This window comes from Kitasatospora purpeofusca, from assembly GCF_036010405.1.
In the GTDB taxonomy this organism is placed as follows: Bacteria; Actinomycetota; Actinomycetes; order Streptomycetales; family Streptomycetaceae; genus Kitasatospora; species Kitasatospora purpeofusca.
On record NZ_CP108561.1, the window covers coordinates 4322270 to 4337922 of the forward strand.

The window sequence follows — 15653 nt, forward strand, 5'->3', positions numbered from 1 at the left end:
GCGACCGACCGAGGGGCGGGCGAATGAGCACGGGCACCACGAGCGCGATCACGAACGGGGCGACGCGAGCACCCCTGCCTCCCCCGCCCGTCCCGCTCCGGCGCAACTGGCGCTTCCAGGCCCTCTGGGCCGGTCAGGCCGGCTCCACCCTCGGCCTGCAGATCATCGACACCGCGTACCCGCTGCTGCTGCTGGCGCTCACCGGTTCCTCCACGCTCGCCGCCGCGTTCGGGGCGCTGCAGATCGGCGCCTCCGTGCTCTTCGGCATCCACGGCGGCGCGGTCGCCGACCGGTACGACCGCCGTCGGATCCTGATCATCGGCGACAGCACCCGGCTGATCGCCTGCGCCAGCGTCCCGCTCGCCATGGCCCTGGACCGGCTCACGGTCGCGCACAGCCTGCTGGTCGCCGTGGTGATCGGCGCGACCATCGCCTACACCGGGCCGGTCCGGCTGCTCGCCGTGCGCTCGGTGGTCCCGCCGGAGCAGCTGCGGCAGGCACTGGCCCAGGACGAGGCGCGGATGAGCGGCGCGGGCCTGATCGGGCCGCCGCTGGCGGGCGCGCTGTTCGGGCTGGGCCGGGCGGCGCCGTTCGTCGGCACGGCCCTCACCTCGCTGCTCGCGCTGGTCGTGGCGGTCCTGGTCCGCTTCCCGGGCCGTCCGGAATCCCAGGCCGGGGACGCGACCGCCGCCGACCGCACCGGCGGTACCGAGGACACCGGGTCCGCCAAGGGCGCCGCCCTCGCCGGCTACCGCTACCTGGCGCGCAGCGCCCTGCTCCGCCCGATCCTCGCCGTCGTCCTGCTGATCAACCTCGCGGGCACCGCGATGCTGCTGCCGGTGATGGTCGTCCTGCGCGGCCAGGGCACCTCGGACGCCGGGATCGGCCTGGCGCTGGCCGGCGAGGCGGTCGGAGCGCTGGTCGGAGCCGTCCTGGTGCGCCGGCTGCACCGGCTGGCCGGACCGGGGGTGCTGCTGCTCGCGGTGTCCTGGCTGACCGTCCCGGTGATCCTCGCCCCACTGCTGCCCGGCGGACCGGCCACCGTCTTCGCCGGGCTGTTCCTGGTGGGCCTGGGCGTCCCGACATTGCGGGTGATGATCGACCTCCTGGTGTTCCAGCAGGTCGAGGACGCCCTCCGGGGCCGGGTGATCGCCGCGACGATGACGATGTTCACGATCGGAATGCCGGCCGGGATGGTCGGCAGCGGACTCCTGCTCGACCATCTGTCCCCCGCCGCCGCGCTCGGCACGGTGGCCGCGCTGCTCGCCGCGGGCCTGGCCCCGGCGACGGCCGGCCGGACGCTGCGCCGCGCCACCTGGCCGGACCGGACGGCGGCGTGACCCCGACACGGGACCCCGACACGGGACACCGACGCCCACCGCCCTCCTGACCCCCGCTCACCCGGGCGGACGCACGCCGCATGCGCCCGCATCGCCAACCGGGTGAACTGGCCGGGTACGGCCCGCCCCGGGGCCACCCCCGGACCAGTGCTGTCGGGCCACCCCAGGAGGACCCATGAGTTCCATGGACATACCGTCGTCCGGCCGGGGCAGTCCCGGCGGCCCGTCCGGCGGCCCGTCCGGCGGCGCACCGGACGGCCCCTCGACGCGGACGGCCCGCGAGCGCGGCGGTGCGGTGGCCACCAGGATCGCGAACGCGCCCCGGATGTCCTGGCTGACGCTCGCCCTGATGACCACCAGTTCGGTGGCCAGCCTGCGCGCCGCGCCCACCATGGCGGTCTACGGCCTCGCCTGCGTCTTCCTCTACCTGCTCCCGGCCGTGGTCTTCCTGCTGCCGACCGCGCTGGTCTCGGCCGAGCTGGCGTCCGGCTGGGAGGGCGGCGTCTACCGCTGGGTGTCGGAGGGCCTGTCGAAGCCGCTCGGCTTCCTCGCCGTCTGGTGCCAGTTCGCGATGACGATCTTCTACTACCCGTCCCTGCTCGCGTACGTGGCCTCGACCATCGCCTATGTCGTCAACCCCGCGCTGGCGAGCAACGGCCTGTACACCGCGATCGTGATCATGGTGCTCTACTGGGCCGGCGTCTGGGTGTCCTCCCGGGGCACCAAGGCGGTGGCCGGGCTCTCCTCGATGGGCCTGGTCATCGGGACGCTGATCCCCGGCACGCTGCTCGTCGTGCTCGGCATGGTCTTCCTCGGCCAGGGCAACCAGTCCGCCGCGCCGATGAACGCCGCGCACCTGTTCCCGCAGTGGACCGGCCTGGCCAGCCTGGTGCTGATCGTCAACAACTTCCTCAGCTACTCCGGCATGGAGATGAACGCGGTGCACGTCTCCTCGCTGCGCGACCCCGCCAAGGAGTTCCCGCGCGCGATGTTCACCGCCTCGGGGATGGTGCTGGCGATCTTCATCCTCCCGGCGCTGGCGATCAGCTGGGTGGTGCCGTCCGCCGAGCTGAGCCTGACGGCCGGTGTGATGCAGGCCTTCGACTCCTTCTTCCAGTACTTCCACATCGGCTGGCTGACCCCGGTGATCGCCGTGGCGCTGGTCTCCGCCTCGCTCGGCGGCATGCTCACCTGGCTCGCCGGGCCGTCCAAGGGCCTGCTGCTGATCTCCCGCCAGGAGGGCTACCTCCCGCCGTTCCTGCAGCGGCTCAACAAGGAGGGCGTCCAGCAGAACCTGCTGGTCACCCAGGGTGTGGTCACCACCGTCATCGCCCTCGCCTACGCGCTGATCCCGAACGTCTCCAGTGCCTACTGGGTCTTCTCGGTGATCACCACCCAGGTGTACCTGATCGTCTACCTGCTGATGTTCGCGGCGGCGATCCGGCTGCGCCGCACCCAGCCCGACCACCCGCGCGGCTACCACGCGCCGGCGCTGGTCCCGATCGCCGTCACCGGCCTGGTGGCCTCGGCGGCGGCGATGGCGATCGGCTTCGTGCCGTCCTCGCAGTTCGGCAGCGGCTCGGTCTGGTCGTACGTGCTGATCGTCGGCGGCGGCCTGGTGGTCCTGGGTCTGCTGATCCCCTACCTGTTCCTGCGGCTGCGCAAGCCCGAGTGGCGCTCGCCCGAGGCGCAGGCCGAGCTCGCCGCCCAGGAGGCCGCCGAACTCGGCGGAGCCGGGGCGGACGGGCCCCGCAACGACGGAGGTGCGGCATGACCGGCCTGATGGCCTCCCGGCACCGCTGGATCTACCTCGGCGCGATCGTCCTGCTGGTCGGCATGCTGATCACCGGCCTGCTCACCTACACCCAGCTGCACCAGACCAACGAGGCCAACCGCAAGGCCGAGCAGCTGAGTTCGGCACTGAGCGCGGCCGGCTACCCGGTGCCGACGCAGAACCAGATCGTGCACACCCTGGGCGAGGACGGCGGCGCCGTCTGCGAGGACCCGGCCGACGCGCTGAAGCAGGCGCAGTGGACGTACGGCATGTCCAACGGCGCGGGCGGCCCGGGCCAGCGCCCGGTGCTCTCCGACCGCGAGGTGGTCTTCGCCGAGTCGATCGTGCTCTCGGTGTACTGCCCGGACAAGCTCGCCGCCATCAAGGACAAGATCGCCGACCTCAAGCTCCACGACACCGTCCGCAACTGACGGCACCGTCCGCACCCGACGCCCGACGCCCGGCCCCCAGCTCCCAGCTCCCAGCTCCCAGCTCCCGGAGGAGCCCCCCATGACCGACGAACTCGCCCGCCGGATCGCCGACCTGATGCCGCGGGCCAAGGCCGACCTCGCCGAGCTGGTCGCCCTCCCCTCCGTCGCCGACCCGCGCCAGTACCCGCCGGAGAACTGCCGCCGGGCCGCGGAGTGGGTCGCGGCGGCCTTCACCGAGGCCGGACTGCGCGACGTCCACCTGGAGGAGACCCCGGACGGCAGCCACGCCGTGGTGGGCCACCGCCCGCCGCCGCCCGGCGCGCCGACCGTCCTGCTCTACGCCCACTACGACGTCCAGCCGCCGCTCGACGACGCCGCCTGGACCTCCCCGCCCTTCGAGCTCACCGAGCGCGACGGCCGCTGGTACGGGCGCGGCACCGCCGACTGCAAGGGCAACATCGTCATGCACCTCACCGCGCTGCGGGCCCTCGGCGACGACCTGCCGGTCGGCCTCAAGCTGGTCGTGGAGGGCTCGGAGGAGCAGGGCACCGGCGGACTGGAGGCCTACGTACCACCGCACGCCGGCGAGTTGCACGCCGACGCGCTGCTGGTCTGCGACACCGGGAACGCCGCCGTCGGCGTCCCGACCGCCACCACCTCGCTGCGCGGTCTGGCGAACGTGGTGGTCACCGTCTCCGCGCTCGGCGGCGACATGCACTCCGGCATGTTCGGCGGCCCGGCCCCGGACGCGCTGGCCGCGCTGATCCGGGTCCTCGACTCGCTGCGCGACGCCGACGGCGGCACCCGGATCGACGGGCTGGACTGCACCGGCACCTGGGTCGGGGTCGGCTACGACGAGCAGCAGTTCCGCACCGACGCCGGCGTGCTGGACGGGGTCCGGCTGACCGGCTCCGGCACCGTCGCCGACCGGCTGTGGGCCCGGCCCGCCGTCACCGTGCTCGGCATCGACTGCCCGCCGGTGGTGGGGTCCGCCGCCGCGATCCCGGCCACCGCCCGGGCCCGGGTCAGCCTGCGCGTCCCGCCCGGGACCGACCCGGGCACGGCCCGGGACGCGCTCACCGCCCACCTGGAGGCCGCCGCGCCGTGGGGCGTGCGGATCGAGGTGGCCCCGGAGAGCACCGGCTCGCCGTTCCGCGCCGCCACCGGCGGACCGGCGTACACGGCGCTCGACAAGGCGATGCAGGAGGTCTACGGGCGGCCGATGTCCTTCCTGGGGCAGGGCGGCTCGATCCCGCTCTGCAATGTGTTCGCCCGGACCTTCCCGGAGGCGGAGATCATCCTGATGGGCGTCGAGGAGCCGCGCTGCCTCATCCACGCGCCCAACGAGAGCGTCGCCCCCTCCGAGATCGAGCACATGGCCAACGTCGAGGCGCTCTTCCTCCGGCACTACGCCGACTCGCACCGGCCGTGACGCAATCGCACCGGCCGTGACGAACCCGCGCCGGCCGTGGCCGACTCGCGCCGCCCGTAACGACCCGCGCCCGTGACGAACACGCACCACCCGTGCTGGAGTCGACGCGCAACCCGGCCCGCCCGTCGACCGCCCCGCACAGTCAGGAGACCCGCATGCCCGCGCCTGGAGAGTCCCGCATGCCCCGCCCCTTCACCGCCGAGGACTACCGCACCCGCCTCGACCGGGCCACCGCCGCGGCCACCGCCGCCGGACTCGCCGGACTGGTCGTCGGCCCCGGCCCCGACCTCGTCCACCTGACCGGCTACCGGCCGACCGCGATCACCGAACGCCTCACCGCCCTCGTCCTCACCGCCGGACGCGAGCCCGTACTGATCGTCCCCGCCCTGGAGCGCCCCGACGCCGAGCGGGCCGAGGGCGCCCCCGCCGTCCGGCTGCTCGACTGGACCGACGGCCAGGACCCGTACGCCGCCGCCGTCCCGCTGCTCGACCCGGCCGGGCGCTACGGCGTCTCCGACAACACCTGGGCGATGCACCTGCTCGGCCTCCAGTCCGCCCTGCCGGGCACCGGCTGGACCTCGCTCACCGAGACCCTGCCGATGCTGCGCGCGGTCAAGGGCCCCGACGAGCTGGAGCGCCTCGCCGCGGCCGGCGGCGCCGCCGACGCCGCCTACCGGGGCATCCTGGAGGTGGAGTTCGCCGGCCGCCGGGAGACCGACGTGGCCGCCGACCTCAGCGCGCTGCTGATCCAGTACGGGCACAGCCAGGTCGACTTCACCGTGGTCGGCTCCGGCCCCAACGGCGCCAACCCGCACCACGAGGCCGGCGAGCGGATCATCGGGACCGGCGACACCGTCGTCCTGGACTTCGGCGGCCTCAAGGACGGCTACGGCTCCGACACCACCCGCACCGTGCATGTCGGCACCGACGTCCCGGACGAGGTGCGGAAGGTCCACGACGTGGTCCGGCAGGCGCAGCAGACCGCGTTCGAGGCCGTCCGGCCCGGGATCGCCTGCCAGGAGATCGACCGGATCGCCCGCCGGGTCATCACCGAGGCCGGGTACGGCGAGTACTTCATCCACCGCACCGGCCACGGCATCGGCATCACCACGCACGAGCCGCCGTACCTGGTCGAGGGCGAGCAGCAGCCCCTCGTGCCCGGCATGTGCTTCTCGATCGAGCCGGGCGTCTACCTGCCGGGCCGGTTCGGGGTGCGGATCGAGGACATCGTCACGGTCACCGAGCAGGGCGGCCGACGGTTCAACAACACCCCGCACGAGTTGGGCATCGTGTCCTGAGGCCGACCCGGGACCACCCGGTCGGCCCTCCCCGCACTGCACCAACCGGGGCAATTCTGAACCCTTCCTGAACGGACCGGACGTTCGCACCGAGAGTTCTCCAAGAATGCCTTGCTAGCTTCGACCGGCATGACCAGAATGCTCCGCCCGGCGCCGCCCACCCCGTCCGCGAGCGCCGGGCGGCTGCGTCCGGCCACCGGTTCCCGGAGCGGGCCGCGCACCGGCGCCGCCGCCCGTCTCCGGCTGCTGGCGTGGCCGCTCTACCTCGCCGCCCTGCTGTGGTACCTGCGTACTTACGGCCTGCCGTACACCAATGACCTGGTCTTCCTGTGGCTGATCGGCGCGCTGCTGGCCGCCGGTGTGCACAGCGGGCACGGTCCGCGCGGCTTCCTGCTGGTGCTGCGCGACTGGGTCCCGGTGATGGCCGTCGTCTGGGCGTACTCGCTGCTGCGGGGCTACGGCGCGCACACCCCCTGGGGCCCGTACCTGTGGCCGCAGCAGCGCGCCGACGAACTCCTCGGCTTCGGGGAGACCCTGACGGTCCGGCTCCAGCACGGGCTGTACACGCCCGGCTCGCCGCACTGGTACGACTACGCCTCGGTCACCGTCTACATGTCGCACTTCTTCACGGTCTTCGTGGTGCTCGCGGTGCTCTGGCGCCGCCGCCACGACCGGTTCCGGCACCTGCTCACCTGCTACCTGGTGCTGACCTTCGCCGGCTTCGCGACGTACATCCTCTACCCGGCGGTGCCGCCGTGGCTGGCCTCCCAGGAGGGGCACCTGCCGGCCCTGACCCGGGTGGTCTCGGACGTGCTCGGCGGGATCGGACTGCCCCGGGCCGCCTCGGTGTTCGAGAACGGCAGCCAGTTCGCCAACGACGTCGCGGCGATGCCCTCGCTGCACTCGGCGTACCCGGCGATGCTGCTGTTCTTCTTCTGGCCGACCGCCGCCCGGTGGCTGCGGGTGCTGCTGGTCGCCTACCCGCTCGCGATGACCTTCGCCCTGGTGTACGGCGCGGAGCACTTCCTGGTGGACGTCTTCGTCGGCTGGGCGTACGCGGCGGCCGCGGTGTACGGCGTGCGGTGGCTGCGGGAGCGGCGGCGGACCAGGTCGCTGGCGGCGAGCGGGCCGGCTCCGACTCCGGCCGCGGGGGCGGGCGTCCGGGCGACGGTCCGCACCGGCAGACTGGACCCGTGACCGAGAAGCCGACCAGGGCCCCCGCGCCGGGCGCGGTGGCCAAGCCGACCGCCGAGCAGCTGCTCGCCGCCCGTGACAGCACGATCGAGGACATCACCGCCCCCGGTCTGCGCGTCCTGTTCTGCGGCATCAACCCCGGGCTGTGGTCCGGCGCCACCGGCCGGCACTTCGCCCGGCCCGGCAACCGCTTCTGGCCCGCGCTGCACCGCTCCGGCTTCACGCCCCGGCAGTTCCGCCCGGACGAGCAGCGGCAGTTGCTCGACCTCGGCCTCGGCATCACCAACGTCGCCCCGCGTGCCACCGCCAAGGCCGACGAGCTGACCGCCGAGGAGCTGCGCGCGGGCGGGGCGGCGCTGGTCGAGCGGGTGCTGCGGCTGCGGCCGCGCGCCCTGGCGGTCCTCGGCATCGGCGCCTACCGCACCGCCTTCGGCCGCCGGACGGCGTCGATCGGACGGCAGGAGCAGGGCATCGGCGACACCGCCGTCTGGGTGCTCCCCAACCCCAGCGGCCTCAACGCCCACTACACCCTGGACGCGCTGGCGGCGGAGTTCGCCGGGCTCCGCGCGGCGGTGGACCGCGCGGAGCCCGAACGCGTCGAACCCGAGCAGGTCGAGCCGGAGCGCGTCGAGCCGGAGCACGTCGAGCACCCCGGGGCTTGATCCCGCCTCAGGCCGCCGCCAGCCCCTCGGGCAGCGCCCCGCCGCGCAGCTCCCGCAGCTCCCGGACCAGCGCCCGCACCGCCGCCGTGCCCGCGAGCTCCGGCGTCGTCACGTACCCGACGTACCGGCTCGGCGGATTCGGGCCGAGGTCGGTGACGGCCAGCCCGGGCGGGGCGCCGAGCAGGGCGGTCCGGGGCATGATCGCCATCCCCAGGCCCTGGGAGACCAGGGAGACGGCCACCGTGTCGTCCTCGACGTCGATGGTCGAGGGCGGGATCCACTCCTGCCGTCCCCACCAGTCCCGGGTGTAGGAGCCGCAGTTCTCGTCCCAGTCGACCAGCGGCAGCCCGCGCGGCGCCGGGTGCCCGGCCGGGTGCGCGAGCGCGTAGGTCTCCTCGAACAGCCGGGCCGCGACCAGGCCGGGGACGGCCGGCGGCGCGGCGGGGTCGAGGGTGGCGAGGCCGAGGTCGGCCCGTCCGTCCGCGACCTCCCCGGCGGTGCCCCGGCCGATCTCCCGGACGATCCGCACCCGCGGCGTCAGTCCCGGGTGACGGGCGGTCAGCCGGGCCAGGACCGGCGGCAGCAGATGGGCGGCGACACTGCGGAACGCGGCGATCCGCAGCGTCCCGGTGACCTCCCCGGCCCGGTCGCCCGCACCGGTCGCCCGCACCTCCGGGCCCATCACCGCCAGCAGCCGCAGGATCCGCCGGGCGTACGCGACCGCCCGCTCCCCGGCCTCGGTCGGGCGCGCACCGTGGCGCCCGCGCTCGAACAGCACCGCGCCGAGCTTCCGTTCGCAGGCGCGCACGGCGTGCGAGACGGCGGACTGGCTGCTGTCCAGGCGCGCGGCGGCGGCCGTGAAGCCCCGTTCCTCGGCCACGGCGACCAGGACGCGCAGTTCGTGCGGGGCGAGATCGGTCATACCGGCGACGCTACCGGATCCATCGATTCCGTTCATGGAACAGGGCCGTCCATCGACGGCGGCCCCTGCCCGGCCGCCCGCCGGCTCCCTACGGTGATCTTCACCGCCCCGGTGATCGCCACCGCCCCGTCCGCACCCCCTGGAGCCCCCGTGTCCCGCCCCACCGCCCGCGTCGTCCACCTCGTCTCCCGCCCGACCGGCGAGCCCATCGCCGACAACTTCGCCTTCCTCGACGAGACCGTCCCGCCGCTCACCACCGGCGAGGCCCTGGTCGAGAACATCCACCAGTCCGTCGACCCGTACATGCGCGAGGAGATGGACGAGACCGGCGGCTGGCGGCTGCACGCCCCGCTGGAGGGCCGCGCCCTGGGCCGGGTCGTCGAGTCCCGGACGCCCGCGCTGCCCGTCGGCACCCTCGTCCACCACCGCCGGGCCTGGCGCACCCTCTCGACCGTCACCCCGGGCGAGGCGACCGTCCTGCCGGACTTCGCGGGCGTCCCGCTCAGCGCCCACCTCGGCATCCTCGGCGGCACCGGGCTGTCCGCCTGGGTCGGCCTGACCCGGATCGCCCGGCTGCGGCCCGAGGAGACGCTCTTCGTCTCGGCGGCCGCGGGCGGCGTCGGCACCGCGGCCGGCCGGATCGCCCGGCTGCTCGGCGCCGGCCGGATCGTCGGCAGCGCGGGCTCCGCCGCCAAGGTCCGCCACCTCACCGAGCAGCTCGGCTTCGACGCCGCCTTCGACTACCACGAGGCGCCGATCGCCGACCGGCTGCGCGAGGCCGCCCCGGACGGACTGCACGTCTACCTCGACAACGTGGGCGGCGACCACCTGGAGGCCGCCATCGACACCCTGCGCGACGGCGGCCGGATCGCCTGGTGCGGGGCGGTCGCCCAGTACAACAGCCTCCGGACGCCGCCTCCCGCGCCGCGCAACCTCTTCGACGTGGTCGGCAAGAGCCTCCGCCTGGAGGGCTTCCTGGTCCGGAACCACCTCGACGCCCGCCCCGAGCTGTACGACTTCCTCGTCCCGCACCTGCGCTCCGGCGCCGTCCGCTCCGACGAGACGGTCGTCCGGGGCTTCGAGCACGTCGTCGACGCCTTCCGCGGCATGCTCAGGGGTGCCAACACCGGCAAGATGATCGTCCAGCTCGCCGACGAGCCGCGCTAGGACGCGTCCCGGCCGGGCAGCGAGAGCTCCAGCGCCGCCAGCCGCGCCGGGTCGGCGACCACCTCGAACCCGGCCACCCGGCCGTCCGCGACCTCGAACCGCAGCAGCAGCCGCAGCCGCCCGTCCGGTGCGATCGCCGCGCAGAGCTCGCCGTCCACCAGCACCGGCACCGCGAACCGCGCCCGCCGCCCGATCACCCGCGTCTCCCGGGCCACCGCCCCGGCGCCGCGCAGCAGCACCGGCCGCCCGGCGGGCAGGGCGGCCGGGTCGGCCCGGCGCACCACCTCCGGGGCGAGCACGGCGAGCAGCGCGTCCAGGTCGCCGCCGCGCGCGGCGGCCAGGAACGCCTCCACCACCTCCCGCCGCGCCGAGCCCGCCGCGTCCCCGCCCGTCGCCTCCCCCGTGCCCCGGACCCGCTGCCGGGCCCGGCTCGCCAGCTTCTTCGCGGCCACCGCGTTCCGCCCGACGATCGGCCCGATCTGCTCGAACGGCACCGCGAAGCCGTCGTGCAGCACGAAGGCGACCCGCTCCGCCGGGCCCAGCCGGTCCAGCACCACCAGCATCGCCCGGCCCACCTCCTCGACCAGCTCCGCCTCCGCCTCCGGGCCGTCCACCGCCTCCTCGACCACGACCGGCTCCGTCCGCCGCCCCCGCAGCACGTCCAGGCAGATCCGCGACACCACCGTGGTCAGCCACCCCGGCAGGTTCTCCAGCTCCGCCGCGTCCACCCGTTCCAGCCGCAGCCAGGCCTCCTGCACGGCGTCCTCGGCCTCCGCCGTCGACCCGAGCATGCGCCGCGCCACCGCCCCCAGCCGCCCCCGCTCGGCCTCGAACCGCACCGCCAGCTCCTCGCGCCCGTCCATCGGTCACCTTTCCGTCCGCACCCTCGTCACGGGGTTGACGATGCCCACTCCCCGAAGGTGACCAGGAGCCCTCCCATGCCCGCCTTGCTCCACCTCGACTCCAGCGCGAGCCCGCTCGACCGGTCCGTCAGCCGCCGCCTGACCGCCCGCTTCGCCCGCGCCTGGCAGGCCCGCCACCCCGACGCCGGCTACCGCCACCGCGACCTCGCCGCCGACCCGGTCCCGTTCGTCGGCGCCGGCTACGCCTCGCTCGGCATCCGCGTCGAACGCCGGTCCGTCCCCGTCCCGCTGTCCGACGTCCACACCCTCGCGACGACCCCCGAGGAACAGCACGAGTGGTCACTGACCCACCCCCTGATCACCGAGCTGCACTCCGCCGACACCCTGCTGCTGGGCGTCCCGATGTACAACTTCACCGTCCCCGCCGCCCTCAAGGCCTGGATCGACCGGATCACCTTCCCCGGCGCCCACACCGGCCGCCTCACCGCCACCCGCGTCGTCGTGGTCACCGCCCGGGGCGGCGGCTACGGCCCCGGCACCCCGCGCGAGCCCTTCGACTTCCAGACCCCCTACCTGCGCGCCTGGTTCACCGAGCACCTCGGCGTCCCGGACGCCCACCTCCGCTTCGTCCACGCCGAACTCACCCGCGCCACCGACATCCCCGCCCTCACCCCCTACCGCGACCTCGCCACCACCTCCCTCGGCACCGCCCGCACCACCCTGACCGCCCTCGCCGGCGCCTGACACCGGCGCCCTGACACCGGCGCCCCGACCCGGCGCCCGGAACGCGGAAGGGCCGGCGGGAACACCCGCCGGCCCTTTCCGTTCCGTCCGCTACCGCCCGCCCCACGGCTCGTCCGTCGACACGATCTCCCGCCCCAGCGGCATCAGCGACACCGGGATGAGCTTGAGGTTCGCCCACCCGAACGGGATCCCGATGATCGACAGGAACAGCGGGATGCTGGTGACCAGGTGCATCAGCGCCAGCCACCACCCGGCGAACACCAGCCAGATCACATTCCCGACGCACGACGGCGCCCCGGCGTCCGGCCGCTCCACGGCCGTCCGCCCGAACGGCCAGATCACGAACCCGGCCAGCCGGAACGCGGCAATGCCAAATGGAAATGTAATAATCAAAACGCAACAAATGATTCCTGCGATGACGTAGCCAATCGCCATCCAGATGCCGCAGAAGATCAGCCAGATCACGTTAAGAACGAAGTCGATCACCTTCATGTCCGGCACCTTCTCATGTCCGACGACTGCCCCCTACGGCCACCGATGCCCGCTTATCTGCGTGTCCACTCACTCGGAGGCCGCACCTCAGGGACCGCTCCGGGTCCTTCCCCTCCTCACGGGGGAGACCCGATCTCAGCCCTTGGTAATGATGGCGAGATGAGCCGCAGCCGACCTGGAGAGGCTCTCCAGGATCGCCTTATCCTTCTCCGCGGTGCCCAGCGAAGGCCGACCGACGATCCCGTTGGCGGTGTAACCGGCCATGCCGAGCGTGAGCAAGTGCGGACGCTCGGGACCCGAATGGTCATCGCCCGCCACACCGTCTCCCATCAGGCGCGGAGCACCATGCCAAAGCTGGGATACCTCCAGCTCGCCGCCGTGGATGTCCTCGGCGCTGCTGCTCTCCAGCATGGCGTCCTCGCGGGCCTTGTGCCAGTCTTCGCGCACAGGGAAGAGGGCGACGTGGCGCCCGGTGGTGTTGGCCTCCTGGGCGACATCGGCGAGGACGTAGTTTCCCTTGACCACGGCGACGGGTGCCGGATCAGGGACAACGCCATGGCCGCCTGCGTCGCCAAGTACACGAGCAAGAGCGTTGAAGCCGTGGCACCGTCGACCGCCGCATCGAACCTGCGGCAGAGATCCGGGCATTGCCGGGCACCCCTCACATTCGGGGACTCATTGCAACGGCGTGGCGCCTCGGCGGTCTGCCCGGACTGGCAGACCTCCGCTTGCGAGCCTGGGCCCACATACTCGGCTGCCGGGGCCACGCTCATCGCCACCAGGATCGCGGAGGATCTCCGGATCAGCCGTGAACTCCTCCGGAAAATCTCAGTCGACTCGACGAGCATGTCGCGACGGGCACAAAGGTCACGTGGAGGTCCGACAAGCACCTGACTCCGGCCGTACGAACTCGCCTGCTGCGGATCCTCTTCGACGTGCGCGCTCGTTCGAAGGAAAGAACGCCAAGCACCAGCTGAATCGTCAGGCGCAGAGCTACTCTGCCGATACAAGAAGCACCCCGGCGACGGCGGCTACCGTCCCGGGGCTTGGCCGACTTACTGGAGTCGACATGACTAATTCAATCACGCGCGAGCTCGGGCCACTTGACGTCACGAGCCGTGCGACCGCTCCCCACCAACGCCGCGCGGTCGACTATCTCCGCGTGAGCACCGAGGAGCAGCGACTCGGCTACGGCATCGCCAGTCAGGCCCGGAAGAACAGCCGTCACATCGCGGACAAGGGCTGGGCTCACATCAGCACCTACGCAGACGAAGGTGTCTCTGGGTCCAAGGAGATGGGTGAGCGACCCGACTTCGACCGACTGATGGTCGACGCCGAGCGCCGCGAGTTCGACGTGGTGGTTGTCGAGAGGGGCGACCGGATCGGACGGGTCGGGCGGGCGTTCTGTCGCTGGGTCTGGGCGTTGGAGGACATCGGCATCTTCGTCGCCATCACCAACCGCAACATCGACAACACCACTCCCGAGGGCCGCGCGCAGATGCGCCGTGAGGCGGACTACGCGGAAACCGAGTGGGAGAACATCCGTTCCCGCACGCAGGGAGGACTCCAGGAGAAGGCGGAGGAGGGCGGATCACCACACATCGGCGGCAGGCCCCCGTACGGCTACCGGATCGAGGACAAGGGGCTCAAGGGCTCATACTTGGTCGTCGACGAAGGCGAGGCCGGCTTGGTCCGCCTCGTCCATGGGCTCATGGTGGAATCCGGGCTGAACCTTCGGCAGGCTGCCATCCGACTCAATGCGGCAGGACACACGTGTCGTTCGGGAAGGCCTTGGTCGGTGGCCAATCTCCGGGATCGCGTCCTATCTCGTGCCGTCCTCGACGGCGAGGTCGTATTCCGAGGAAGGCACGCCATCAAGGACGCCGACGGCAACCCGATCTGGGGTGAGACGGTCGCCATCCCGCTCCCCCGCATCCTTGGCGAGAACGAAGCCGCCGCTCTTCGCCGAGCGTCCGGTACACGGAAGAACTCCAGCAGCCACAACCACGCCACCTACTCACTCTCCGGACGGCTGATCGGTCTCTGCGGAGCGCCGTACACGGGGATCAGTCGCGAGTCCGTCGCGGCTGGCCGCCGCAACTATCGGTGCAGCGGCAAGAACGACAGGATCCCTGGCGAGGCCGTCTGCGACTGCTCGTATGTCGACGCGGAGGTGGTCGAACAGCGCGTCTGGTCGGAGGTGGTCGCTCTATTCGGTGATTCGCAGAGGCTGACGGCGCTGGCCGCTGAATGGGTCGGCCTGTCCAACGGTGACCGGACGGCCCACGCGGATCGGATTGCCGACCTCGACAAGCAGGTCGACAGCATGAAGGCGTCGATCGCGGCTGTGATCGTCGCTTCGGCCAAGGAACAGCAGCCTCCGGATGCCATCGTGACCGCCACCAGGGCCCTGAATGAGGAACTCCGCCAGTTGGAGGAGATGCGGGCCGATGCTGCTGCTTGGCTGGCCGAGGTAGAGGAGGCCGACCAACACGCTCGCGATCTCAAGGCACTCGCCGGGATGGCACACCACCAGCTAACGGACATACCCCTGTGGCAGCAGGGGCAGATTCTGACCCTGCTCGACGTGAAGGTGCACATCGAGGGCCCGGTCCCGGTCCGTCGGGGTGGCGCCCCCTGCAATGTCCAGGCCTGGTACGCGTCAGCTGGCCTGGACATCCCGGCCGCCGATCTTTCCGACAAGCAGTGGGAGTCGATCCGCCACCTACTGCCCCAGGGCTACCGCGAGCGGGTTCGCCGATCCGTGGACGCGATCTTCGCGAAGGCCCGGACCGGCCTCTCCTGGCCCAACTTCCAGACGAAGTACGGCTCAACCAGTACCTGTTCCAAGTACTTCGTCGAGTGGTCCACAAACGGAAGCTGGGCCAAGGTGAACGCGGCGCTCGCAGAGGTGGAGCGCGTACCACTGCCGGTGCTCGACCTCATGCCGCCAGTGCGAATCGAGGGTCGGGTCGATCCCCGCGTGATCCTGATCCCCGACGGGCAATCCCCAACCCTCTCACGCGCGACGACTGCCCCCTACGACCCCGATGCCCGCTGAGCTGTGTGTCTACGCGCACGGAGGCCGCACCTCAGGGACAACTCAGGGTGCGGGCAGGGGGCGGTCAGCGCTTCCGGGCGCGGTGCTCCCTGAGGAGGACGGTGAGGCGGGCCGGGTCGGCGGCGCCGTTGAGCTCGGCGAGCAGCGCGTCGGGGCAGAGCTCGTAGTGGTCGCCCCACCAGCGGCCGGCCTTGTTGTCCCGGATCCGGTAGCCGCCGGGGACGCCCCGGGCCACGTAACGACGTTTGGCCATGGGCAGGACGGTAGACCGGG

Annotated in this window: 15 protein-coding genes and 1 pseudogene; 11 read left to right on the forward strand and 5 right to left on the reverse strand. The window is 72.7% G+C overall.

What is annotated here, in order from left to right; genetic code table 11:
* Positions 1-23 precede the first annotated feature (23 nt).
* The 7 genes from OG715_RS19035 (at position 24) to mug (ending at position 8131) form a co-directional block, all read left to right on the forward strand.
* Positions 24-1340 (forward strand): MFS transporter, encoded by a 1317-nt coding sequence (locus tag OG715_RS19035; RefSeq protein WP_266269978.1) that lies wholly within the window; start codon positions 24-26, stop codon positions 1338-1340.
* A 325-nt stretch (positions 1341-1665) separates the two neighbouring features.
* Positions 1666-3114 (forward strand): APC family permease, encoded by a 1449-nt coding sequence (locus OG715_RS19040; protein ID WP_266271735.1) that lies wholly within the window; start codon positions 1666-1668, stop codon positions 3112-3114.
* The gene (locus OG715_RS19045; protein ID WP_266269979.1) at positions 3111-3545 is read left to right on the forward strand and encodes a hypothetical protein; all 435 of its coding nucleotides are present in this window, start codon (positions 3111-3113) and stop codon (positions 3543-3545) included. The genes OG715_RS19040 and OG715_RS19045 overlap by 4 nt, the downstream gene beginning before the upstream one ends.
* A 79-nt stretch (positions 3546-3624) precedes the next feature.
* Positions 3625-4977, forward strand: a complete 1353-nt coding sequence (locus OG715_RS19050; protein WP_266269980.1) for a dipeptidase — start codon at positions 3625-3627, stop codon at positions 4975-4977.
* 155 nt (positions 4978-5132) lie between these two features.
* Positions 5133-6275, forward strand: coding sequence for an aminopeptidase P family protein (locus tag OG715_RS19055; protein WP_266269981.1), 1143 nt, complete (start codon positions 5133-5135; stop codon positions 6273-6275).
* 129 nt (positions 6276-6404) lie between these two features.
* Entirely contained in the window at positions 6405-7472 is a 1068-nt protein-coding gene (locus tag OG715_RS19060) for a phosphatase PAP2 family protein (RefSeq protein ID WP_266269982.1), read from the forward strand.
* Positions 7469-8131: a G/U mismatch-specific DNA glycosylase gene (gene mug / locus OG715_RS19065; protein WP_266269983.1), complete on the forward strand. Its 663-nt coding sequence runs from the start codon at positions 7469-7471 to the stop codon at positions 8129-8131. Before OG715_RS19060 ends, mug begins: the two co-directional genes overlap by 4 nt.
* A 7-nt stretch (positions 8132-8138) precedes the next feature.
* Here the strand turns inward: mug and OG715_RS19070 are convergent, their stop codons facing one another.
* Positions 8139-9053, reverse strand: coding sequence for a LysR family transcriptional regulator (locus OG715_RS19070; protein WP_266269985.1), 915 nt, complete (start codon positions 9051-9053; stop codon positions 8139-8141).
* A 150-nt stretch (positions 9054-9203) separates the two neighbouring features.
* On the opposite strand from OG715_RS19070, the gene OG715_RS19075 reads away from it, so the two are divergent.
* Complete coding sequence (locus OG715_RS19075; RefSeq protein ID WP_266269987.1) at positions 9204-10220, forward strand: NADP-dependent oxidoreductase; 1017 nt, start codon at positions 9204-9206, stop codon at positions 10218-10220.
* Here the strand turns inward: OG715_RS19075 and OG715_RS19080 are convergent.
* A complete protein-coding gene (locus OG715_RS19080) occupies positions 10217-11083 on the reverse strand; it encodes a sigma-70 family RNA polymerase sigma factor (protein ID WP_266269988.1) in 867 nt (288 codons plus the stop codon). The two genes, OG715_RS19075 and OG715_RS19080, sit on opposite strands and share 4 nt — an antisense overlap.
* Before the next feature lie 75 nt (positions 11084-11158).
* Here OG715_RS19080 and OG715_RS19085 point away from each other — a divergent pair, with 75 nt between their 5' ends.
* Positions 11159-11827, forward strand: coding sequence for an FMN-dependent NADH-azoreductase (locus tag OG715_RS19085; RefSeq protein ID WP_266269990.1), 669 nt, complete (start codon positions 11159-11161; stop codon positions 11825-11827).
* A 90-nt stretch (positions 11828-11917) separates the two neighbouring features.
* Here the strand turns inward: OG715_RS19085 and OG715_RS19090 are convergent, their stop codons facing one another.
* Both OG715_RS19090 and OG715_RS19095 read right to left on the reverse strand, forming a co-directional pair.
* Positions 11918-12319, reverse strand: coding sequence for a YccF domain-containing protein (locus tag OG715_RS19090; RefSeq protein ID WP_266269991.1), 402 nt, complete (start codon positions 12317-12319; stop codon positions 11918-11920).
* A gap of 135 nt (positions 12320-12454) precedes the next feature.
* On the reverse strand, positions 12455-12844 hold the full coding sequence (locus OG715_RS19095) for a creatininase family protein (RefSeq protein ID WP_266269992.1): 390 nt from the start codon (positions 12842-12844) through the stop codon (positions 12455-12457).
* An 89-nt stretch (positions 12845-12933) separates the two neighbouring features.
* On the opposite strand from OG715_RS19095, the pseudogene OG715_RS42435 reads away from it, so the two are divergent.
* Together OG715_RS42435 and OG715_RS19100 are read left to right on the forward strand one after the other, a co-directional pair.
* Positions 12934-13131 (forward strand): annotated as a pseudogene (locus tag OG715_RS42435) (replication initiator); the annotation flags it as partial.
* Between the two features lie 257 nt (positions 13132-13388).
* Positions 13389-15380 carry a recombinase family protein gene (locus tag OG715_RS19100; RefSeq protein WP_266269994.1) on the forward strand — a complete coding sequence of 664 codons (1992 nt, stop codon included), beginning with the start codon at positions 13389-13391 and terminating at the stop codon, positions 15378-15380.
* A 64-nt stretch (positions 15381-15444) separates the two neighbouring features.
* Here the strand turns inward: OG715_RS19100 and OG715_RS19105 are convergent, their stop codons facing one another.
* A complete protein-coding gene (locus tag OG715_RS19105; RefSeq protein WP_266269996.1) occupies positions 15445-15633 on the reverse strand; it encodes a hypothetical protein in 189 nt (62 codons plus the stop codon).
* Between the last annotated feature and the right edge of the window lie 20 nt (positions 15634-15653).